Genomic DNA, 24,549 nt, shown 5'->3' with positions numbered 1-24,549 from the left:
GATCGCCAAATCCAGGTGGCCTGTTTAAAAATTACTTCTTTCTCTTGAAGCCAAGAGTCTTGGTCTTGTTGTCGTTTGCCTTTTCGACTTTGTCTCCTACAGTCTTACAGGATGCCTTGTAGTCGTTACTCGATTCATCGAATGTTGTAGCGCAGTAAGTCTGTGCCTTAAAGTCAAATTTCGCAATGTAGGCGCCTGTTCCAATCTTGTTGCCCTTCTTGGAAACAGGTGCTTCATTGTCCTTAGCAGCCCATTCCAAATTCAGCTTGAGAATGCCGTTATTGACGAGGTTGCGCAACGAGGGCGAATTTTCCTTCGGGACATCGAGCGTGTACGTGTTGATGTACTGGCCGAGGTTGTCGTAGAGATCTGCAACAATCTTGAGGCTGAAATCGTACATGGGCTTGCCGTCACGAGTTGTGAATCCAGCCGAAGGCATTGTCACTTCAATTTCGAAATTCGGACCGGAACCGACGTATGCGGCAGAATCAACCTGACCGATGAGCGAACCGTCGCGGCTGATGAAGTTGTACTTGCCGTTGGTGGTGGTAGATACAACGAATGCATCATCCTTGAGGGTTTCGGGGCGGCTTGCGTAGGCGCCAGCCTTCGGTGTGGTAACAGGCTTTGACAGCGTCACCTTAAAGCGGATGTTGTCATCACCCGTGATACGGATGTAGGGGTTCGAATTCGTTGGGGCAATGTTGTTCTTGTCTGTATAGCTGGATCCAAGAATGTCAGGAACGAGGCGGATCCTGTCGCCGACATGTACGACATGGTCTTTTTCGTTGTAGATGAACACCGACGACTTACCTGTGCCTTGCGGTTTATCAGGTGGAATGTAGCCATCGCGTTCACGCTGGATGTATTTGCCTGCTGCACCCGTTTCAATGATGGTGAGCGGCTCAGACATGTTGACGGTCAGCATTCCCTTGACAAGGCGTGCTGAGGAGATGACTGGAGCGCATTTGTCGTACAACGTGTAGTCTGTCTCAAAGAATCCGCTTGCGGCACCCTTGAGCGGAGATACTGTACCGTTGCCGTCCTTGTCGCCATTTGTTGTACCGTAAGGATAAGCCTTGTCCTGCGGGATTGTGATTTCGATAATGCTATATGTATTAACGGAATCCTTAGTCGTAGAATCAGGCAGAATTACGGTGAATGGAGCCGAGACAGAGTCGCGGATGGTCCAGTAGGATTCCTTCGGCTTGATGACGCCGCCGGTTGTATCAGCCGTTGTAATGAACGTGCGCGTGATACCCGGATCGCCCCAAACGGTTACGATGCTGTCGAATACATCCTTCGTCTTGAGCTTTCGTTCGAACATCATGTAGACGATGTCTGGAATGCCATCGCCTTCCAGGTCGATCATGTCTGCATGGTAAATCGGTACCGGACGGGAAATGAGCGTTATCGGTACGGACGGCTTGCAGCCAAACGGATCAATCTGGTTGAAGTTCTGGTCGGTGATTACAAATCCGCCTGTCGTCCTTGGCGATGCTTTACCGCCTATTGGAACGAGGGATTGGTCGGCATTGCCGCTAATAACCAATTGCCAGCTCTTGCCGTTGTTTGTCGTTGTTGCCTTTCCAACGACAGTCGGCATGCCAGGTGCACCTGCCACCGTGAGCGGCCATTCGGTCTCGGACGAGAAAATAACCGGTTCAGAGAATGCGATCAAGATTGTGTCAAGTCCGCTTGTGTCGTCATCGGATTTCTCGAGAATGGAAACGCTTGTGAGCGTGGGGAGGATGCCGTCTGCGATTCTTGCGGTTTCTGCATTGGCAGTACCGTGATCAGCAATATATGTTGTGATCTTTCCAGAGGGGCTTGCGTTTACCGGAATCAAAGCCGTGTCAATGGCTATGATGATCTCGTTCAAGTCTACAAACTTTTTGGCATCGAGCGAAACCTTGACCGTATCGGACATTCCTTCGATAAAGTACCTGATGCTGTCAAGCGTGTAGTCTTCGACGAGCTTGTTCGTAAGCACGATCTTCAGCTGATCTGCCTTATTGTCGCAGTCAGAATCGATGGCGAGAACCGTTTGCGGTGTGGGCACCTTTGTCTCGGCAAAGAACGTCTGTTGGGAAACATCGTCTTCATCGTCCGGGTCGGTGTAGATGACCTGGATTGTATCGCCTGCGAAGAACGAAATTTCGGAAGCCTGGTCTCTTGTTTCCTTAGAATGGTTGACGGCTTTGATCGGTCCACCGACAAAGTGTCCCGGATTGTTGGCATCAGCCTTCAAAACAACTTTCAGGACATCGTTCTTTTTCTTGTTGATGACCTGGATTTCAACAGAGGTTGCCTTGCTCTTGATCTTGTCCTTGTCCATCAAGTCGATATAGAATGTCGTGCCTTCTGGATCTGCCGGGCTTGCGATCGGGTTGCCCTGAGGATCCTTGATGATAAGTGTCGAAGCTGTTGCGTCGCCCTTAGAGAAGTTTACGTAGTAAGTTCTATTCAGGAATGCGCAACCACCGTTTTCGGTACATTCTTCGCATGTTGGATCTGGGCCGGCAAAGATGGTGATGTCAATTTTGTTACTTCCGATACCCATTTTTACAGGAATATCAAGGTCCCACATGTCTGTGGCGAGGTCGTACATGGCAATTCTGTCGGTACCAGCTTCGTTCAAAATCCATCGTTCTGTACCCTTAGCAAAGACTTTGCCGCTCACTTTGACGCCGTTGGCCCAAACTTTTGTCACGTAGCCGCCATCGGTTATGTGGGCTTTACCCGTGACATGAACGGTGCTGCTTGCTTGGTCAAGATCGATATGGGAACCGTTGGAAACATCGAACGGATGGTCTAAAGCAACGTCAATTCTGTAGTTTGCTCTCTTTGTTTCCATTTCCTTCTTGGACGGGCTAAAGCCCCAGATGAACTGGTCCTTGCGATAAACGGTAATGTATGGATCTTCTGGAACATCGGGGGCCTTGTCGCCGTAGTCCTTGTCTTCGACAGGCATGCCGTCGTAGTCTGCACCGTCTTCCAGGTAGGAATGTGGACGCCAAGACCAGTCGCCGGAGTTCTTGCTAAAGCGCTTTTTGCCGGCGATGCGCAATGTTTCGCAAGTCTTGTATCCATCGTTTGAAAGACCAGAAGAGAAGCCGAAGTCTACACGGAGACGAGATTGTGACTTGATGACGGAGGATCCAAGCGGGGCGGGGAAGTAGTAGGAATACTTACCCGTAGCCGGATCGTAAGTGTCGTCCAGTCGGATGGGCAATGCGGCGCGTAACAGGTCACGGAGTTCACGGTCGTTTTCGCACGGAACGCTGTATCCAGCTTCGTCGTATGCAAAGCAAATGTCGGAATCTATCAAAGTTGCGCATTTATCAACTTCTTCTGGCAATGCGGTGAAGTATAGGCGCAGTGTCAAACTGTCAAATTCTCTTGCTTCGTTGTTGATGACGTTCAAGTTCAGGAAGTCCATGTTGTCAACGATGTACTGATAGCCGCGAACGCTAAAGTCGTACCAGGTTACCGGGGTCTTGAACTTGAGCAAATTGCCTTCGTCATTCAAGTTGGTCACGATGCCGTTGCTTTCGACCATGTAGTAGTAAGTCGTCTGCTCCTTGAGACCGCCAATCTTTACGTAGTGGAATTGTGTCGGCACACCGGAGATATCGGCATTGCCAGAACCTGTGTTGAAAGCAAATTCAGCCGCCGTGGAGTGCGGAATGGTATCCCAGTAAACTTTAGATTCGTATTCGCCGTTCGGCGTGTACCACATGATTTCAGCGGAATCAGCGGTGACGTTACAGACGGTGACGTTTGCGATACGGGCTTCTTCGATAAAGGAAAGCGTGGTAAACGTAAACGGAGTCTGCGTACTGTCTACGAGATATTTGGTCTTTGTATTTGCGGGGTTGTAGGCGTTTGCTCCAGTGACATAGAAGTAGTAAGTTGTGCCCGCCTTTAGGTCCTTGAGGACAATGTCGTGCTTGACGGCAGAATTTTGGCTGGATACGGTCTTGTCATAGCTTCCTTCTGCTGTACCGTAAGAGATTGTGGCTGTACCGCGCTGGGTCAGTTTGACTGTTACAATGGCGGAGTCCATGCTTACGTGACGGATTTCAACATTGATGTCTGGGGCTACGCTCTTGTCAATTTTCCTGGAGGCGAGGCTAACCGTGCTTACAAGCGTTGCCGAAGCGTCGATGCAGATTTCTGACATTTCATAGTTTTCCCAGGAGAGCTTCTCCGGCTGGTTCATCTTTTTGTTCGGAGGAACTGCGCCGTAAAGGGCTCCGACAGGGACGTAATACTTGTAGTCGGCACCGGGAACATTCTTGCCTTCGGGGTTTGCTGCGCGGTGATGCGGATGTGCGTCATTCTTGTCGCCGACGCCCATGATAAAGGATATATCCCAAGGGTTTATGCCTAGTAAGTAGTTCAACTGGTTGATGCCGAACTGCTTTGCTTCTGCGGCTTTCCAGTTGGGAGTTCCCATCGTAGGGAGGCTTATACCTTTCTTTTCGATATCCGCTGCAACATCGGCATAGGCGAGAACTTCAAAGATGTCGCCAGCGCGGTAGCGGTTGTAAATCCATTCCTGGTCGGTATGCATCGTGTACCAAATTTTATCATAGGTAACGGAACTTTGTTTCCAGATATTTGGTACGTTCGGGAAATCAAATGTTGCGCTGACACCTTCATCATAGCGCATGTCGCCGAGGTTTGCGATCATGTTGGCAACGCAGTCTTCGATGGCGTTGAGCCATTCAGATTCCGTAAGACCGTATCTTGTCAAGGCTTCGTTTTTATCAGCGAGGATGAGCTTGTACAATGCGTAAAGGGCGTATGAATAGGTTGCTGCCCAGCTTGTGTTCTTTGTGTTTTTGAGGAATGCCTGGTCCGGAGATACGAACCATCCACCTTCGAAAAAGCCTGGACCTCCATTTGCGGAAATGACTTGCTTTGAGTACATGTTCTTGTTGCGGATCATGTCGTCGGCATAAGTTTTTTCGCCGGTTGCATACAGGAGGGCGACAGAGGCTAAAGCCATTTCATCGATAAATTCATCGTTTCCGTGATAAGCTGGAGACTGTTTTGCGATCGGGTTGGGTACACCTGTTGAATCTTTGTGGTGTACAATGGTTTTCCCTCCATCGTAGGTGGATTTCCCTTGGGCCAATGCTTTAGCGAAATCGTACATTTTTTTGGCGACCATAAGGCAACTGTCGGCGAAGGCATCGTATTGACCTCCGAACTCCTTGCCTTTGAACTTTCTGCTAAGGATTGCAAGGCCTGCGGCCGTTTCGCCACCGACGTTTGCGCCAACTTCGCCTAAACGGACGGGTCTAGCTTGGGGACCGCCGCGGTCTTTGGCGGCGTTCGAGTTTCCTATAGGTAAGAGATCCTGGTTCTGTGGGAGGCCCCACCAGCCATGGTCTGAGCCGCTTGATCCGATCGAAAGCGCCATGTCGTCGATGACACCTTTGGCTCTGACAAAAGAACGGAGCACAAAGTCGGCACCGTGCTTAGCTTCGCGGAGCATGTCCGGGACACCGTCTGTATTGATCGTTTCATTCTGGTTGAATGCGTAATGGTCTGTGTCTGTGGAGTCGTTAGCGGCTGCCATTAATGCCATGACCATGAAAGCGTACATCTGAGTGTGCGATTCCTTCAGGTGGTCTCCGCAGTCGTAGTAACCACCTTCAAGGGTCCCTGCAAGGGCTGCGTTATAAGGGCCTCTTACGTCAAGGGGGCCTTCTGTCACTGGGCCGCCACCATCTTTGGTATGGCTTGCCGGACGGTTACGGAACCAGGTTTCGGAGTGGCCGCTGCGGTTAATACCGTAGAACTTGAGGGCTGCATCCTTCACCATGGAATACACGTTTTCGGAAATAATGAAGGTACTCGAAATATCGTCACCGACCTTGATACGTAAACGCGTCTCGACGGGGACATTTTGAGGAATATTGCCGATCATGATTGTGCCGGAAGGACCGTGTGTAGTAACCTTATAGCGCTGTTGGTCACCTGTCGTTGCGTTTGTACCGGCAAGAATTGTCCATTCCGAGGAGGTTTTACTACCTGATGTTCTTAGTGTTCCAGTGATGGCTGGGCTAAAAGATTTGCCGTTGATATCGACGACTTCAAATGTGGTCTTGTCGCCCACGTAATAAAATTGGCGTTCAGGATCGCTTTCCAAGTAACCGGCCTGGTTCACTCGGATTGGCGAAATGCGGACATTCATTGCGTCGAAATACGCCTGATTTAGGGAATCGGGAACGATTGCATTCGGTTCGTATTCTGGCGGGGTCAGCTTTTTGGGTAATATCTGGTGTATTATGGCAACTGTTGTGTCAAAGTCCTTGAATACAGTGGAGTCCCAAGTTAAAGGGAATACAGGGCGAATCAGTTCGTAAGGAGTGGTTTGTGCCTGTTGCGCTGCTGCCATGGAGGTCGCTGCGCACAATGCTAGCAGATACTTCTTAATACTCACTTTGTCTCCTTTTCATAAGCAAAAAAGCGGGCAAAACAAGTCTTGCCCTCTAGTTATAATCTCTCAAAAGATAAAATAGATTATTTATGTAAAAATGTTTTGTGATATATTCCTTTTTTGTTCTCAAATTTTACTCTGAAATTCAATAATTTTTCAATTGCGTATTATACGGACAATTTTTATGGATATTTGTAGTAAAATGATACGAACAATAAGCATTTACAGGAATTTCTGTAAATGTAAATTTACAAACGAAATAAAAAGAGCCGCCAGAATGGTTAAATCCTGGCGGCTTCATCGTTCTTATTTCTTTCTCTTAAACCCGAGGGTCTTTGTCTTGCTGTCCGTCGCTTTTCCCATCTTTTCTCCGATTGTGGAGCAAGATGCCTTGTAGTCGTTGCTACTTGAGTCAAATGTGGCGGCGCAGAACGGTTCGGCCATAAAGTCAAACTTTGCGATATAGGCTCCGGTTCCAATCTTGTTGCCTTTCTTGGCTACCGGCGCTTCGTTGTCCTTTGCTGCCCATTCCACGTTCAGCTTGAGAACGCCGTTGTTGACCAGGTTTCTAACCGTTGCAAAGTTCTCTCTCGGAATGTCAAGCTTGTAGGTGTTCACATACTGCCCCAGGTTATCGTAGAGGTCTGTGACAACCTTCAGGTGGAAATCATACATCGACTGGCCGTCGTGGGTCAAGAAGCCTACAGATGGCATCGTAACCTCGATTTCGAAATTCGGACCCGAGCTGACGTATGCGGCGGAATCCACTTGACCGAGGAGCGTTCCGTCTGCGCTGATGAAGTTGCGCTTGCCGTTGATAATTGCGGATGTAACGAACGCCTCTTTCATGGTGCTTTCTGGACGGCCTGTGTATGCTCCAGCCTTCGGTGTTGCAACAGGCTTCGTGAGTGTTACCTCAAAGCGGATGTTGTCGTCACCTGTGATACGTACATAGGGGTTTGCGACCGTCGGAGCATTGTTGTTCTTGTCGATGTAAGCTGCACCGAGAATATCTGGAACAAGGCGGACTCGATCGCTGGCGTAGAAAACATTGTCCTTTTCGTTATAGGTAAAGATCTGCGTTTTGCCCGTGCCTTGAGGCTTTTCGGACGGGATGTATTCATCACGTTCTCGCTGGATGTACTTGCCCGTTTCGGTCATGTTGAGGTTTTCGGACATGTTGATGGTGAGCATTCCATTCTTGAGCATACGTGCTGACGCAATGACGGGAGCACATTTGTCGTACAACGTGTAGTCTGATTCGAAGAATCCGTTTGCGACACCCTTCATCGGGGAAACTATTCCGTTTCCGTCTTTTTCGCCGCTTGTAGAACCGTACGGATAGGCGTGTGTTGCCGGAATGTTGATTTCGACTATGCTATACGTGTTGACGGAATCCTTCGAATGGATAGAATCGATCATGACCTTGAACGGTGCCGAGACGGAGTCGCGGATGGTCCAGTAAGATTCCTTCGGCTTGATAACGCCGCCGGTTGTATCGGCTGTGGTAATGAAGCTGTGGGTAATGCCAGGATTGCCCCAGTTTACAACAATGCTGTCGAATACATCTTTGGGTTTAAGCTTTTTCTCGAACATCATAAAGACAACATCGGGGATGCCATCGCCTTGCAAGTCAATCATATCTGCATGATAGATTGGAACAGGGCGCGAGATAAGCGTTACAGGTACGGATGGCTTACAGCTGATGCTTATCGGGTTGAAGCTCTGGTCGGTAATCGAGAATCCGCCTGTCGCTCTTGCACTTGCCGTGGCGCCTACCCAAATGAGCGAATTGTCTGTATTACCACTGATCGTAAATGTCCAGCTCTTGCCGTTATTGGTGGTAGTCCCTTTCCCGATAACGGTCGGAATTCCTGTAGCGCCAGCGATGGTAAGCGGCCATTCGCTTTCGGATGAAAGGATCACCGGCTCCGAGAAAGCAATCATGATTGTGTCGAGACCGCTATTGTCGTCGTCCGATTTCTCGAGAATTGAAACGCTTTCGAGAGTCGGGAAAATGCCGTCCGCAATTTTTGCAGTTTCAGCATTTGCTGTACCGTGATCGGTAATGTAGACTGTGATCTTTCCGGACGGGCTTGGATTTTTAGGAACAAGGCTTGTGTCAATCGGGATGATGATCTCGTTCTGGTTTGCGTATTGTGTGGCGACAAGCTTAACTTTGGCAGAATCGGCCATGCCATCGATAAAGTAGCTGATACTTTCTAGCGTATATTCTTCAGTAAATTTATTTGAGAATGTAATCTTTAGCTGGTCTGCCTTATTGTCGCAGTCGGTGTCTTCGGCAAGGACTTTTTGTGGCGACGGAATCTTGGATTCTGCAAAGAATGTCTGCTTTGAAACATCGTCTTCGTCGTCGGGGTCGGTGTAAACCACTTGGATTGTATCGCCTGCGAAGAACGAAATTTCAGAAGTCTGGTTCCTGGTTTCCTTGGAATGATTGATGGCTTTAATCGGGCCGCCGACAAAGTGACCGGGGTTATTCGGGTCTGCATTCAAGGTGACCTTGAGCTGATCGTTTTTCTTGTTGTTGATAATCAAGACATCAACAGAATTTGCCTTGCTCTTGATCTTGTCCTTATCCAACAGGTCGATGTAGAATGTCGTACCTTCCGGATTAGCGGGGCTTACGATGGCGTTTCCTTGTGCATCCTTGATGACAAGCTGGGATGCTGTGGCGTCTCCTTTGGAGAAGTTGATGTAATAGGTTCTGTTCTCAAAAGCGCATCCGCCATTTTCTGTGCAGGCGTCGCAAGTGGGGTCCGGGCCGGCAAATATCGTTACATCAACCTTGTTCGAACCGATTCCCATCTTGACGGGGATGTCGAGATCCCACATGTCGGTCGGAATGTCGTACTTTGCGATAATATTTGTACCGGATTCGTCTAAAAGCCACTTGTCAAGGCTTTGCTGGTCAACGAATGCTTTACCGCTGATCTTGACACCATTTGCCCAAATCTTGGTGATGTAGCCATTTTCCGTTATATGGGCTTTACCTTTGACATGAACGGTGCTGTTACTTTGGTCTATATCGATATGGGTTCCATTCGAAACATTGAAAGGAGGATCCAAGGATACGGTCAATTCGTATTTCGCTTTCTTTGTTTCCATTTCTTTTTTGGACGGGCTGTATCCCCACACGAATTCATCCTTGCGGTAAATGGACACGTAAGGGTTGATGGGGGCTAGGTCATCGTCGCCAAAGTTCTTGGGAAGGCAGGGGATGCCTTCAAAGTCTGCGTAATCGCCGTTTTTCTTCGAGTGCGGCATCCAGCTCCAGTCACCAGGATTTTGTGACAGCCTGTCTTTTGCTTGGGATGTCCACGAGGTTCCGTCGTTGCAGTAGAATTTCTTTTTGGGCGTGTCGTTCATCAAGTCCAGGTGCGGTTCCCATTCGCTTCGTCTGTCGAACATGACGTCTATTCTTAATCTACTTGCAGACTTGATGATCGTCGAACCGAGCGGAATGGGGAAGTACCATTGCCATGTGCCGTCAGTCGGATCGTAGGTATCTTCAATTTTTTGGGGGAATGTCTGGCGGAACAGTCCATCCAGTTCTTTTTGAGTCTCTACGGAGCACGTGTCGTTGAAGGCTGCTTCGTTGTAGGCTTGGCAGATATCGCGTCTGATGCCGACGTCGTAATAGATTTCGTCTGTGGCGCGCATGTAGAGGCGTAATGTCAGGCTGTCGAACGGGCGTTCTTCGTTGTTGATAATATTGATTTCGAGGGCTGGCATCGGGTCCCAGACATATTGGGACATTCGGACTTCAAAGTTGTATTGCATTACGGGCGTTTTAAACTTTAACGGCTCGTTCTTTTCGTTGACGTTTGTATAAACGCCATTGCTTTCTACGGCGTAGTAGTAGGTTGTCCTTTCCTTGAGTCCGCCAATTTTCACATAGTGGAACTGCGTCGGGATGCCCGAAACGTCTGCGTTTCCATCTCCAGTGTTGAATGCGTATTCATTTAAGCTCGAATGAGGAACCGTGTCCCAGTAAACCTTCGAGTCATATTCGCCATTGGGCGTGTACCACATGATTTCGGCGGAGTCGGCGGTGACATTGCAAACGGCAACATTTTGAATGTTTGCGGGTTCATTCATGTTCTTCGTTGTAAACGTGAACGGAGTCGAAGTGCTATCGACTAGCCATTTTTTCGAAGTATTTCCGCTTCGCGGATTCTTTGCCATGGCGTAGAAGTAGTAAGTTGTTCCGGGCTTGAGATCGCGCAGCACGATTTGGTGCTGGTTGGTTGCGGTTTCGGAACTTGCTGTTATCGGATTCTTTAAGGTTTCCGTAGTGTCGTAAGTGATATAGGCGTAGCTGCCCAAGTCCAGTTTTACAAAGATAATGGCGGAATCCACGTCCACATGGCGGATTTCAACGGATATTGCAGGTGCCCTGTTCAAATCCTCAGACTTTGCAAGAAGGACCGCTGCCGGCAAGAAGTTGGATACGGCGTCAATACACGTGTTTTCTGTGAGCTTGTAATCGTCAAAATGGACCGTAAGGTCATCGTCTCCGGTTGGCGCATAAGCAGGGCCAAGACCTCCAACTGGCGGACGGTATTTGTACGAGGTGGTTACTCCCGCGACGTTTTTACCTTCGGGGTTTGAACCGCGATGGTGCGGGTGGGCGTGGTTCTTGTCGCCGACGCCATAAATCAAGGATACATCCCACGGGTTCATGCCGAGGTAGTAGTTCATGTGCGAAAGGGCAAGTTCAAGGATTTTGTCCGATTTCCAGTTCTGGATAGTTCCTGTTTGTGGCATCGTGACGTTTTCCAAGTCCTTTGTCACGTCGTAATAGGCCAAAAGTTCAAAGATGTTGGCTGCTTCGTATTTGGTCCACCAGTCGGATTTGACGGCGTTTGTCAATCCCCATATCGGGTCGTATGAAATTGTAGTGCCGACCCAGCCAGCTTGACCAGCGGGAAGTTCGATTCTCTCTGTGCCGCCCGTCATGACGCCTGCGAGGTTTGCCGCCATGGTAAAGGCGACGTCCTCGATGTAAATCATTCTCTGCTCGTTCGAAAGGCCATAAGCGTTAGCCTTTTCCTGTGTTTCCAAGATCAATTTGTAAAAGGCGTAAAGGCCGCTTGTGAACACGCTTGCCCAGTCGGAGGCCGCATTGGACTTCAGGTAAGAGGCTTCCTTGTGCGCGAACCATCCGCCATTGAACATGCCTGCCCCTTTTTTGTCGCTGTTTGCGAAATCCTTCTTGGTCTGGCCGCCTGCCAGAGACTTTTCTTCGACGGCGTCGTTCAGGTACGTTTTATCGGCTGTGGCGTAGAAAAGGCATACTGCGGCAAATCCCATTTCATCGTGATAGGTGGAGCCACCGCTATAAGCGGGCGTGTTTGTGAGTTTTTTCTTGGCCTTGCCGTATTCGTAAAGGGCCTTTGCAACAGTCAAGCTTTTTTGGGCAAATGTGGTATCGAATTTATTCCAAATCTTGGAAACTATAGCCATGCCTGCGGCGAAGTTTCCGGAGGCGGTACTTCCGAGTTCTGCATCGCTTGCTGGCTTGTCATCGCTTCTCAAAATACGAGATGTCGGGCCGCCTCTATCATGGAGTGTGTTGTCCTGGTGTTCTGGAGAACTCCACCATCCATGGTCTTTTCCGAAATCTCCAACGGAAACTGGCATTGCAGAGACTACGCCCTTCGCGGCATCGTATGCTTTAATGACATATTCAGCACCGAACTTGGCTTCTCTGATAATATCTGGGATGTTGTCTGTGTTCTGGGCTTCGCCTTGGTTGAAGGCGTAGTTGTCCTGGTCGCGGTCCTCGTAGGCAGCTGCGGTCATGGCAAGTTGTGCAAGGCTGTAGGCGATTGTCTGGCCTTCTTTAAGATGGTCTCCGCAGTCGTACCAGCCGCCGGTCATATCGACGTTTGCGAGGGAGCCGTCTTTCAGGTGGCTAGGTTTGTGGAACCATGATTCGGAATTGCCGCTACGGTTGACTCCGTAGAACTTGATTACGGCATCGCGAAGCATGGAGTAAACCCTGTCGCTGATGATAAATGTAGAGGAGTAATCGTTTCCGACTTTGATACGGAGTCTTTCGTTTTCGGGGAGGCCGTCGGGGAGATAGCCTCTCTTTAAAGCTCCTGTAGGTCCCGCCTTTTTTGCCGTGTAGCGGTTATCGCCACCGTATTCTATTTGGGCGTTGTTCGACGCCTTGATTGTTAAGGATGACGAAACAGAACTCTTGAGCGTTTCTGTGAAGCTTCCTTTGCCAACGACTTCGCCTTTAGCATTGACAACATCGAAGTTTGTCGCAGAACCGACGTATAGCACAGGCTTTTTTACGTCCTGTGGACGGTAACCGGCCTGGTTTACGCGTATGGGGGATATCTGGATGACCATAGCGTCGATGTACGCTTGGTTCAATGTATCCGGAGTAATGATTTCGTTTGGGGCGTAGTATTCCGGAGTGTTTTTGCTTGGTAAAGAAACACGTTTTGGGCCTGGAGTAAAGTTAGTCTTGAATATGGTGCTGTCCCAGGTCAACGGCCAAACCGGCCTGATTAAATCGTATGGTGTGGGAAGATTCTGCTGTGCTACGGTTAAGCCTACTGTAGCGCACAAAGCCAGCAGATATTTTTTTAGACTCATTTTGTCTCCTTTGGCATAAAACAAAAAACGGGCAAAATGAATTCTGCCCCCAAACAATCCTCTTGAAAGTGAAAATAAATTATTTACAAAAGAATCGTTAGAGAAATTTAATTTTTTATTCTCTATCTGTTCTCAGGTTGTTCCTCGTTCTTATAAAAAAAGACCGTCCTTGCGGGCGGTCTCCAAATTCTTGGAAAAGCGTTGAATGGCGCTTATTAGTCCCCAGTGAAGATGATCACGAGAACAGAAGCGATGAATGCTGCGGAAACAGCGATGAATTCCCACGGATTGTCCATGACGGCAGACTTTGCAGTGCCGCTTGTTTCCTGTGCGACTTTCTGTTCTTCTTCGGCCTTTGCCTGAGCTTCTGCTTCGGCGGCCTTCTTTTCTTCTTCTGCCTTAGCGAGAGCGGCGGAGTCGACCGGAGCTTCTTCTGCCTTAGCTTCGAGAACTTCTGTAGCTTCAGCGGCCTGGGCCTTAGCGGTGTCTACGACAGCCTGTGCGGAGTCGGCGGTTGCTGCTGCGGCCTGAGTTGCATCGGCTGCTTGTGCCTGAGCGGCTGCGGCAGCGTCTGTTGCCTGAGCCTGTGCTGCGCTAGCGGCGCTTTCGGCGGTCTGGGTGGCTGCGGTTGCCTGAGCCTGAGCTGTTGCTGCAGCATTTTCGGTGGCCTGTGCTGCTGCGGCTGTAGCTTCAGTAGCCTGAGCCTGAACGGCTGTAGTTGCTTCTGCAGCCTGCGTCTGTGCAGCGGCCGTGGCTTCTGCGGCCTTTGCTTCTACTGCTGCCGGAGCTTCGGCTGCTTTTTCTACCTTAGCGGCGACAGCCTTTTTGGCTGTTGCTGCCTTGCTAACCTTCTTTGCTGTAGGAGCAGCAAATACCATGGCTGCCGAAATCATCGTGGCAAGCAAAATCTTTTTCATCATTCAATCCTCTTAGAAAATGAAGTTATTTTGTTTTTGTTATCAAAAATAATACTTATTATGTGATTTTGGTCATAAGAAAAGCAAAAAAGTACAAAAAAATTGTGAAAAAGGGGGATGAACGGTCGGTTCTGGGGGATAAGTGGAACGAAATCGGGTGGCTTTTTCGGTGGAAAGAATTATTTTTACAGCCGAAAGTAACGAAATATGGTTTTTAGTAGTTGGTCATTGGTTATTAGATATAATTGCGCCTTTGGCGCCTAAATAAAACTAATGACTATTGACCAATGACTGTGGACCTGTCCTTTAACTATCAACTGCGCCTCTGGCGCCCAAACTACTATGGCATTTAAATACGAAGCTACCGTCCAGCACGGTGAAGATACTACCGAATACGTAAATCTCGGTAAAGATGGCGTTTCTGTCGTCGAATTCGAAGGCAAGAAAATCCTCAAGGTTTCCAAGGAAGCTTTGACGAAGATCGCCCAGGCTGCTTTCGAAGAAGTTGAATTCTGCCTCCGTCCGGCCCACACGGCCAAGGTCGCCAAGATTCTCCAGGATCCGGAAGCTTCGGATAACGACAAGTTTGTCGCTCTCACCATGCTCAAGAACGCTTGCGTTGCTGCCAAGGGCATCCTCCCGTTCTGCCAGGATACCGGTACGGCTATTTGCGTTGCCCACAAGGGCCAGCAGGTCTGGACGGGTTTCGACGATGCCGAAGCGATTTCGGAAGGTGTCTACAACGCCTACACCACCAAGAACCTCCGCTACAGCCAGATTGCTCCGCTCTCCATGTACGAAGAAAAGAACACGGGTTGCAACCTCCCGGCTCAGATCGACATCCACGCCGAAGAAGGTGCCGAAATGAAGTTCTTGTTCGTTGCTAAGGGCGGTGGTTCTGCCAACAAGACTTACTACTGGCCGATGACCAAGGCGCTCCTCAACCCGAAGTCCTTGGAAAAGTTCCTCGCCGAAAAGGTGAAGACACTCGGTACAGCCGCTTGCCCCCCGTACCACCTCGCCATCGTGATTGGCGGTACCTCTGCCGAAATGAACACGCACATGGTGAAGCTCGCTAGCTGCGGCTACCTCGACGATATTCCGACCAGCGGTTCCGAAGGCGGCCGTATTTTCCGCGACCTCGAAATGGAAGAAAAGGTTTTGCACATTTGCCAGAAGACGGGCATTGGCGCCCAGTTCGGCGGCAAGTACCTGGTGCACGACGTCCGCGTGATCCGCGCTCCGCGTCATGCTGCAAGCTGCCCGGTTTCTATCGGCGTGAGCTGCTCCGCTGACCGTAACATCAAGGCAAAGATTGACGAAAACGGCCTCTGGCTCGAAAAGATGGAACATCATCCGGAAAACTACATCCCGGCTGGCAACGCCGTTAACCTCGCTCCGGCAGTGGAAATCGATCTCGACCGTCCGATGAAGGAAGTGCTTGCCGACCTCACCAAGTATCCGGTGAAGACGCGTCTCAGCCTCAAGGGCACGATGATTGTCGCCCGCGACATGGCGCACGCCAAAATCGCCGAAATCTTCGACAAGCAGGAACGCGGCGAAGAACTCACGGACGAAGAAAAGACCGTGCTCAAGGTTGTGTCTGATCACCCGATTTACTACGCCGGCCCGGCCAAGACTCCGGCTGGCATGCCGACGGGTAGCTTTGGCCCGACGACGGCTAACCGCATGGACCCGTACGTGATGCGCTTCCAGAGCAAGGGCGCTTCGATGATCATGGTCGCGAAGGGCAACCGCTCTCAGGATGTCACCGACGCCTGCAAGAAGTACGGTGGATTCTTCCTCGGCTCTATCGGCGGTCCGGCAGCCATCCTCGCTGAACAGAACATTCTGTCCAACGATATCGTGGCCTTCCCGGAACTTGGCATGGAAGCCATCCGCAAGATCACCATCAAGGACTTCCCGGCATTCATCCTCGTGGATGACAAGGGCAACAACTTCTTTGAAGGCCTGATTTAGTCGCCCAGAGTGTCATCCTGAGCGAAGCCCTTTGGGCGAAGTCGAAGGATCTAATAGAAATACCCCGCAGGTTTGTGCTTGCGGGGCGTTTTGTATGTGCAAATTTGAGGCGTTTCTAGTCCTTGAACTCTATGCTTTCAATGGCATCAAAAAGTTCTGTCCTAACATTTGTGCCAAACGTTAAACTACGCATGAAGACGAGAACGATGTTTCCTTTTGGGGTTAATCTTGATGCGAGGCAGATGTCCTCTGGCGTTCCGTCGTCATGTGTTATTTTGTAGCATCTGTGTGTATACTTTTTCTCGGAATTGTAGTCTGTATCAACAAGGTTTTCTTTTGTGCAATCTTTGAAAAATCCATCGTAGGCTGTGAAAATTCTGGTCGTCTTTAACGAATCGCTTATATCGTTCTGGAAAACTTCTGGATTATTTTGAGCAGCTTTGCTGTATGAAGCGAGTATGAAACCCATTTCTAAATCTTCATTATTTAACGTAACGGAGGCGATTCCCTTAGTAGTGTCATGAACTGCGTTTTTGTAACTGAATGGAAGGTTGACGTTGAATGGGGTATCAATTTCGAGTTTCTCGGGCATTTCTGTTGCAATGAATGCGTTTGCTGTTGATACACGGACGTAGATGAGCATTTGCCCAAGAACGATGGGACGCATCCTTGTACCCGTCAGAATGGCGCAACCAGAAAGTACAAGTACCGCGAAAATGAGTGAAATAGACAAAATCTTTTTCATTGAATCACCTTTTTAGATTGTGCAGGAATAATAATAAATTTTATACGAATAAAAAGTAGACGTCTTTCGAAACCTGCTTGAATGAGCTTGGTTGAGTGAAATGTGCTATTTGGGGTATCCAAATGACACGTTAGCCGAATTTGTATATATTAAAAGTATGTTTAGGTTTTTGCGTATCTCGATACTGTTTTTGATGTGCTGCAGTTCAGTAGCGGTAGCTCAGCTTGTATCTGATACTGCGAAATTTCAAAACAATGAAAAAATTTGGGTTCTAAATCCAGATTCCATTACAGGTTTGCCTATCCCTGATTCCGCATTTTATATGTCTGCGAAATTACCCCAATGCATGGACTTGGGAAATGGGTGCTTCGGTGAAAATTTTGATTATGATAAAATAAAAGCAGGAATAGAATGGGATAAGTGCCGAAATGGAGATGAGGATTGCTATTTGACAAAAAATGTGAAGAATGCGGAACCCTTTGTTAAAGCGCTGGCGCAACCATTTATCTATAATCACGAAAAACGAGAACGTCAATCAGGCGGAAAATCGAAAAAGTAGTAATGTAACCGTTATTGAAAAGCAGACTTCCTTCGAAGCCTGCTTCTATTTTGTATTTGAAATTTTTTTTTTTGAATAGCTATTCTAAAATTGTAAATTTTTGTTTTTGAAATGGTGCGTTTGCACCTTGTTGTTTTTTTTGGCTTTTTGTGTGAAAAAAAAATATTTTGCGTAATTTATGTGAAATTAATTGTCTTTGTTTGAATTACTTTTTTGTAAAAAATATGTATAAAATATTGATTTTATTTTGAATGTCTTATATTTAAAGTACATGTTTGTGAAGGAGTAAAATATGAAAAAAGAAATTGCTTTATTAGTTGCTGCCAGTTGCATTGGCGCTAGTGCGGCTACGGTGAATTACGACCTTTTGGGTCGTAAGGGAAGTAAAATGAATTCCCCGATGGTCTATAAGAATATAGACTACAGCAAAATGAAGAAAAAAGAACAGCAGAATGTTGGTTCTTCTCTGGAAAATAAAACGCTAAAAAGGCTTGGAACGGGGCTGAATTCGAATTATCGTTCTATTGCGGGTGTTTATAATAATAAGGGGCTGGATTATTATATGGCGAGTTCCCAGAATCCGTATCCTTATTATTTGAAGTGGTGGAAAGCGAATGGTTCATATGAGGATGGCTGGTATAATAAATTAGCCGGAAATGGTGGCTATATGGACCAGTCAAATGCTGTTTTTAAGAGTTTCTCTCTTAAGTCGAACTATCCGCCTGCGTATAAATATGCTGGAATTTCCAATGTTTATGGGCATGGTTACAATATGACGTGGTTGCCACCTGCTTCTGGAATTTCTAATCCGGTCCAGTCTTCGCCATATGCATATTATCAGCAAATTCGTTACGAACCTTTTGGAACTGTCGAAATGACTAAGTCTAAAAGGAGCGATATCTCATGGTATGATGATAGCCGTCTGTATCCAGATGCGGATTGGGGCGATGTTGGTGTTTATATGGTTGTTGATGCTGAACCGGTTAGCTTGCGCCATCAACAGTATGATCGCTATGTCCTGATCAATCCGAATGAACAGTTTTCTCCGGATCCCGTAAATGAAATGTTGTCAGCAAGGTCCTATAGAATTATTAAGGATGCTACGAATTTTTCTGTGGTTTATGCAGGCAAGAATCGGCCTTCGGATCCGTCTTCTGATGCCAGGGGGCCTCAAATTTATGTAGGACTTCATAATCGGGGCGATGTTTTCTATGATAATGAAGATGCAATGAAATATTCTACTGCGGCTAGGGACCTTGATAATTACATATATAATAATAGAACGACCGAAATCGTCGCTGCAGGGGACTATATGGTTCGTCTTAATACGGGACATCTGGCTGCTGAAGCGCATGCTGCAAATGCCATTACTGTTGGTGCAGTAGATGCTTATAGTGGAGAGATTACGAGCTATAACTCGACAAAGTCGAAATATTGCACTTTTGGTATTGGCGGGTGCGATGGACTTTCTAATACCAATGAAGGGTCCAGAAAACCGGAAATATACAACTATTCTCACTTCTATTTCTTGGATGAATGGAGAGAGTATACGGATTTGTCTTCTGGAGTGCAGTACAGCTATGATCCTTTCTATGATGGCAATGAAATGTCGGCTGCTTATACGGCAAGTATGGTTGCTGAACTTCTGTCGGTCAATCCGTTCTATCGCTGGCACCCGGAAGTCGTAAAGGCTTTGTTGCTGACTTCGGGGGATGTCTCTGTGTCTCCTCCTTATCCTGAATACAATCCGGTAACATCGGAAATTCCGTCTTACCGTAGCTTGGTTTTCGATAAAAATCACAATTCCTACTTCCATGAATCTCGTTATTGGGTTGGCGAAACGCAGCGGCTGAAAACGCATGTTGAACCTTATAGCGAAAGAAAAGAAATTCGCTTTAAAGTCAAACGCCCAGCTGGCAAGACGAATTTTAAGGCTGCAATTGCATGGCTGAGCAGTGGTAATGATATTGCAAATCTTGGCAGGGTTCCTCAGGATTTTGATTTGTATGTGTATGAAAGTAATGACGGCAATGTGGATAATATAGATGTCTATAACTCCCATGCATCATCTATTAGTGGCATTGACGCTTACGAAAAAATCTCGTTTACATCGAATGCTAATTACCTGGTGTTCCGTATTCTTCTTTATCGTGATCTCGAAGATTCTGAAAATAATGGACAGATGGTCTTGGGTTTTGATGTAGCCGCTAAATAGTGACTGCTGAATAGGAAATGCTTGAGAAAGACTCGTCGGCATATGCGGACGAGCCTTTTTGTATGCAAAAACTATGTCTGATATGTAAATTTTTGATTTTGATATGGCTTGTTTGTGCCTTGTTGGTTTTTCTTGCTTTTTGTGCGAAAAATGTTATTTTGTGTAATTTATGTGAAATAATGCGCCTTTGTTTGAATTACTTTTTTGTAAAAAATGAGTATAAAATATTGATTTTGATTTGAATATCTTATATTTAAAGTACATATTTGTGAAGGAGTGAAATATGAAAAAGGAAATTGCTTTATTAGTTGCTGCCGGTTGCATTGGCGCTGGTGCAGCTACGGTGAATTACGACCTTTTGGGGCGTAAGGGAAGTAAAATGAATTCCCCGATGGTCTATAGAAATATAGATTACAGCAAAATGAAAAAACAAGAACAACAGAACATTGGTTCTTCTCTGGATGCTAATGTTTTGGCAAAAAAGGCATCAGGTCTTGTAAATAGAGCGTATTCTGCGGAAGGCCGCTTCTTTAACCGAGGCTGGACCGGAGCGGACGACTGCTATACGAACTATAGTAATACGAACTATCGATGCTTCTATAATTTTACTTCGCATTCTTACTATTATACGACGCTTTCTTCTCATCGAGGAAGCTTGTTTTATGCTTATGGCCCGTATAATGATATTGGCTATATATATCAGTCGAATGAGTTTTTTAAATACATCCCCGTTCCTGATGATTATATAAATCCAAACTTCTATACGGAAAACAATTTTTCTCGTGCCAATAATCAAGGGTATAGTTTCTCGTATAATAATTCTTTCAATTTCAATAATCCTGTACAGACATCTCCCTATGGAGATGGAAGTCAAATTCAGTACAAGAATTTCAAAGATGTTAGAGACGGAAGTTCTTATTCTGATAGACAGTATATATCGGTTTGGTATGGTGCACAGAATTCCGCTAATTACGGTAATGCTGCTTATACTAGCCAGCCGTATACTTGGGCGGTCGAATGGAAAAATGACTGGACAAATGTTGGCATCTATGTGCCTTTAAATGCAATGCCGGTCAAGATGGCTCAAAATGATCAGGTTAAATATGTAGAAGTTTCTCCGGTCAGTTATTGGCAAGTTCCAACAAATGAAATTGAAGCTTCGAAAACAATTAAAATATTAAAGAATTCTTCAAAGAAATCCGATATTTATGTGGGTTCTGCGGAATATCCGAGTTATCCGAGCAATATTCAAAAGGATAACATTTATATGGGCCTTCGTGCCCGTAAGCCCATGGCGGGCGGATTTATGCCTTCTGGATTGTATTACTCGGATGAAGCGCGTACGCTCGATAACTACATCTATACCAATCGTACTGTAGAAATTGTTGCTGCGGGTGAAGGAAGCGGATCCAACAGAAACTTTGCAAATATCGCCCACGCTGTAAATGCTATTACCGTTGGCGCTGTTGATCCTACAAGCGGTAATGCTACTGCATATACACCTAATGTTCGACCCAGATATTGCACTAGCGGAATCGGAAACTGCAATTCGAACAGTTCTTACAATACTGGAACTACAAAGCCGGAAATCAGCAATTATACTCATTTCTATTTTAATGAAGGTGGCGATAATTCGGATAAAGGCCGAAGGTATACGGCGTCTTGGGGTGCCGTTTCGACATATGATCCTTATTACGATGGTACGTCGATTTCTGCCGCATATACGGCAGGTATGGTTTCGGACCTTCTGGCTACAAATGCTTTCTACCGCAGGCATCCTGAAGTTGTTAAGGCCACATTGCTGACGTCGGCAAGTGTGACGGGCGTTCCGACCTATGCAACTTTGTTGCCGCCTCGTTCCTATACAGATGTAAACCATGCTTATCCGTATAAACATGAATCCCGTTTCTGGGTTGGCGATATCAATAAGATGAAAACTCATGAGGATCCTTATGGCAGAAAGGAAATCAGATTTAAGGTTAAAACTTCTGATTTTGAATCGAATAATTTTGTGGCTGCTATTTCCTGGTTGAGTAGTGGTGACGATATTGCAAATCTTGCTAAGATTCCTCAGGATTTTGACCTTAGGGCTTATGCAAATAATTCAGGCGATCTTAATGATCTTGGAACCTTCCTGGATTCTTCTTTAAGTTCCATTGATGCTTTTGAAAAGGTTTCCTTCTCGACAAGTGCAAACTATATTGTGTTTGTTATTACCTTGTATTCTGATGATGTGAATAGTGAAAATCATGGACAGGTTGTCTTAGGCTTTGACATGATGTCTCGCTAATTCAAGTTCATAAAAATTCTACAGTCTGGTTTGTAATGCCTCGCTAGCTTATTGTTGGCGGGGTTTAACTTATTGTAAATAATTTTATATGTTGTTATATATGGGAACTATTTTATTATTTTATAAATACCTATAAAATAATAAAGAGAGAGGGTGTAAATGAATAAAAAAATGGCTTTCATTGTGGCTCTAGGTTGTGCCTATGCCGGTGCTGCATCTACTGTAAATTATGACCTTCTTGGTCGCAAGGGGAGCAAGATGAATTCCCCGATGGTCTATAAGAATATAGACTACTCCAAGATGAAAAAGGAAAAACAGCAGGTCGGATCTTCACTGGAAGTGAAGTCCTTGGCGAAAAACGCGGGTCCAGGTTTTCAGAATAACGCGGATGCCATAATGGGTATTTTCAATAATAGAGGGTTGGAACATCAAAATAGCACTTACCCTTACTATATGAAACGGTACTTCCAGCAAGGTGCTCCTCTTGAAGGCTGGTATAGCACTTTGGGAGGGGAGTCTGGGTACATGAAGCAATCCAATCAGGTCTTTTTCCCAGTCCCGATGGAACGCAAGAATCCGGTTAACCTGCAATACGGTGTAAGAACGAATGTTCCATCAAGTGAATATTCCCTTTCGACAACGAATTATACCTTCAATAACAATTCGCAGCCATCTCCTTACAGCTATTCTCAGTATGGCAATACCGAGATGATTAACTATATGCCGTTTTCCGCTATTGAAAACTACGCCAAGAGGTATTCGATTTGGTGGTATGACAATCCGTCGTATACGCCGAATCCAGAAGAATGGGACGATGTGGGTATTTATATGTCCATAGACGCCCTTCCGGTCAAATTGGATCCGAATAAGTCTGTTCCGTATCTTAAGCTTGGGGCTGGAGAATTGTTCGAACCTACGCCTGAAACAGAAATGCTGTCATCAAGAACGTATGATGTTATAAAGACGACGGCGAAGAATTCTGTGATTTTTGTCGGTAGCGAGTTCCCTGTAATGCCGGAAGACCATCCGTTAAATCCGAATCATCGCAGTCCGTTGATTTATATGGGAATTCATAATCGCCAATATGGAAATGTCGATAACCAGATCGCGAAGCAATATTCGTTTGAATCGATGGTTGTTGATAATGGAGTATATAATAGGCGTTATGTTGAAATTGTTCCTGCCGGAAATTTTACAGTGAGAAATAATTCAGGGCATCTTGGGCTGGAAGCTCATGCAGCCAATGCCATTACGGTGGGTGCAGTCGATGCTGAGACTCGAAAAATCACGAGTTATAACTCGACTCACTCCTATTATTGTACTCTAGGTTTAGGACAATGCAATGATGGAAATAATTTGAGGATTGGTCCCCGTAAGCCTGAAATCTACAATTTTTCTCATTACTATTTTGATCATCAATCTAATAGCAACTATCCTCAAGAACAGAAACGAGTCTATACGAACAGATCTACTGGAATTGCCTATACCTATAAACCGTATTACGACGGTTCCGAAATGGCTGCTGCATATACGGCAGGGCAGATCGCGAACCTTTTGTCGGCAAATCCGTACTATCGCTGGCACCCGGAAATGGTGAAGGCCTTGATGCTTACTTCTGGGGATGTCTCCATAAACACTCCATATCCGAATGAAACTCCGGTAACGACAAAGATGCCTTCTTATTATAGCATGCTTACGGACCAAAATCACAATGAAGTTTTCCATGAATCCCGCTATTGGGTGGGCGAAATCAGTAAGCTGTACACGCATTATACAGACGATGGAAAGAAAGAAATTCGCTTCAGTGTCAAGCGTCCTACAGATAAGAGTAATTTTACCGCAGCGATTGCTTGGTTGAGCCATGGCTTTGATCTTGTTGATGCTGGTAGAGTTCCTCAGGATATTGACCTTTATGTGTATGAAAGCAATACTTCGAATGTGAATAATCTTTCTAATTTAAAAGCCTCATCAACTGATGGATATAATTCATATGAACGTAAATCGTTTACGTCAAATGCAAACTATCTTATTTTCCGCATTCTTGTTTATGCCGATTACACTTTGGATAGTTCAGAAAATAAAGGTAAAATTGTCCTTGGCTTCGATCTCGCTGGTATCTAGTTCCTGTGAAGCCTAAATGCTAAAAATGCCCCGATGGAAAAATCCGTCGGGGTGTTTTTGTTTGTTTAAAATGGTTAAATAACTTTGTCTGTGACTATGCGCCATTCGCCGGGCTTTAAGTTCCCTAGCGGAATGTTTCCGATTTGCACGCGGACAAGGCGGAGGGTCGGGAAGCCAACGGCTGCGGTCATGTGGCGCACTTGACGGTTCTTGCCTTCGATAAGCGTGAGTTTTACCCAGCTGGTGGGAATATTGGCGCGGTAGCGCACTGGCGGGTTGCGGGGCCAGAGCCAGTTGGGTTCTTCGGCGATTTCTGCCTTGCAGGGCTTAGTGTGGTATCCTTTGATGTCCACGCCTTTAGAAAGTTTTAGGATGGCTTCCTTGGTAATTTGTCCGTCAACTTGTGCGAGGTAGGTTCGCGGATGTTCGTATTTGGGGTCTAGAAGCTTTTTGATGAGCTTTCCGTTGTCGGTTAGGAGTAACGCACCTTCACTGTCGTGATCGAGCCTGCCTGCCGCATAGATGTCTGGCGGGAACCCGAATGAATTTAGGGCTAAATGTCCTGATTCTGGGGTGAATTGGCTTAATACGCCATAGGGCTTGTTGAAAATAATAACAGTTGACAT

Annotated in this window: 10 protein-coding genes; 5 read left to right on the top strand and 5 right to left on the bottom strand. The window is 46.6% G+C overall.

The genetic code is table 11. From position 1 onward, the window contains the following. Positions 1-31 precede the first annotated feature (31 nt). The 3 genes from ACJMM9_RS15625 to ACJMM9_RS15615 all read right to left on the bottom strand — a co-directional run bounded on the left by ACJMM9_RS15625 (position 32) and on the right by ACJMM9_RS15615 (position 14,016). Entirely contained in the window at positions 32-6,460 is a 6,429-nt protein-coding gene (locus ACJMM9_RS15625; RefSeq protein WP_405328994.1) for a glycoside hydrolase family 9 protein, read from the bottom strand. A 303-nt stretch (positions 6,461-6,763) separates the two neighbouring features. Next, positions 6,764-13,096, bottom strand: coding sequence for a glycoside hydrolase family 9 protein (locus ACJMM9_RS15620; RefSeq protein WP_405328992.1), 6,333 nt, complete (start codon positions 13,094-13,096; stop codon positions 6,764-6,766). A 215-nt stretch (positions 13,097-13,311) separates the two neighbouring features. Further along, complete coding sequence (locus ACJMM9_RS15615) at positions 13,312-14,016, bottom strand: hypothetical protein (protein ID WP_405328989.1); 705 nt, start codon at positions 14,014-14,016, stop codon at positions 13,312-13,314. A 339-nt stretch (positions 14,017-14,355) separates the two neighbouring features. Here ACJMM9_RS15615 and ACJMM9_RS15610 point away from each other — a divergent pair, with 339 nt between their 5' ends. Next, positions 14,356-15,993, top strand: a complete 1,638-nt coding sequence (locus ACJMM9_RS15610; protein WP_405328986.1) for a fumarate hydratase — start codon at positions 14,356-14,358, stop codon at positions 15,991-15,993. A 115-nt stretch (positions 15,994-16,108) separates the two neighbouring features. On the opposite strand, the gene ACJMM9_RS15605 is transcribed toward ACJMM9_RS15610, so the two are convergent. Continuing rightward, a complete protein-coding gene (locus ACJMM9_RS15605; RefSeq protein WP_405328984.1) occupies positions 16,109-16,738 on the bottom strand; it encodes a hypothetical protein in 630 nt (209 codons plus the stop codon). A gap of 91 nt (positions 16,739-16,829) precedes the next feature. Between ACJMM9_RS15605 and ACJMM9_RS15600 the strand changes: the two genes are divergently transcribed. The 4 genes from ACJMM9_RS15600 (at position 16,830) to ACJMM9_RS15585 (ending at position 23,923) form a co-directional block, all read left to right on the top strand. Continuing rightward, positions 16,830-17,297: a hypothetical protein gene (locus ACJMM9_RS15600; RefSeq protein WP_405328981.1), complete on the top strand. Its 468-nt coding sequence runs from the start codon at positions 16,830-16,832 to the stop codon at positions 17,295-17,297. Positions 17,298-17,589: 292 nt separating this feature from the next. Next, the gene (locus ACJMM9_RS15595) at positions 17,590-19,512 is read left to right on the top strand and encodes a S8 family serine peptidase (protein ID WP_405328978.1); all 1,923 of its coding nucleotides are present in this window, start codon (positions 17,590-17,592) and stop codon (positions 19,510-19,512) included. A gap of 283 nt (positions 19,513-19,795) precedes the next feature. After that, positions 19,796-21,802 carry a hypothetical protein gene (locus ACJMM9_RS15590; protein ID WP_405328975.1) on the top strand — a complete coding sequence of 669 codons (2,007 nt, stop codon included), beginning with the start codon at positions 19,796-19,798 and terminating at the stop codon, positions 21,800-21,802. Positions 21,803-21,961: 159 nt separating this feature from the next. Continuing rightward, entirely contained in the window at positions 21,962-23,923 is a 1,962-nt protein-coding gene (locus ACJMM9_RS15585; RefSeq protein ID WP_405328972.1) for a S8 family serine peptidase, read from the top strand. Positions 23,924-23,997: 74 nt separating this feature from the next. On the opposite strand, the gene ACJMM9_RS15580 is transcribed toward ACJMM9_RS15585, so the two are convergent. After that, positions 23,998-24,549, bottom strand: coding sequence for a pseudouridine synthase (locus ACJMM9_RS15580; protein WP_405328970.1), 552 nt, complete (start codon positions 24,547-24,549; stop codon positions 23,998-24,000).

The organism is Fibrobacter sp. (genome assembly GCF_045112255.1).
Lineage (GTDB): Bacteria > Fibrobacterota > Fibrobacteria > Fibrobacterales > Fibrobacteraceae > Fibrobacter.
The sequence above is the reverse complement of the archived record's forward strand: the minus strand, read 5'-3'. Positions and strand labels throughout refer to the sequence as shown.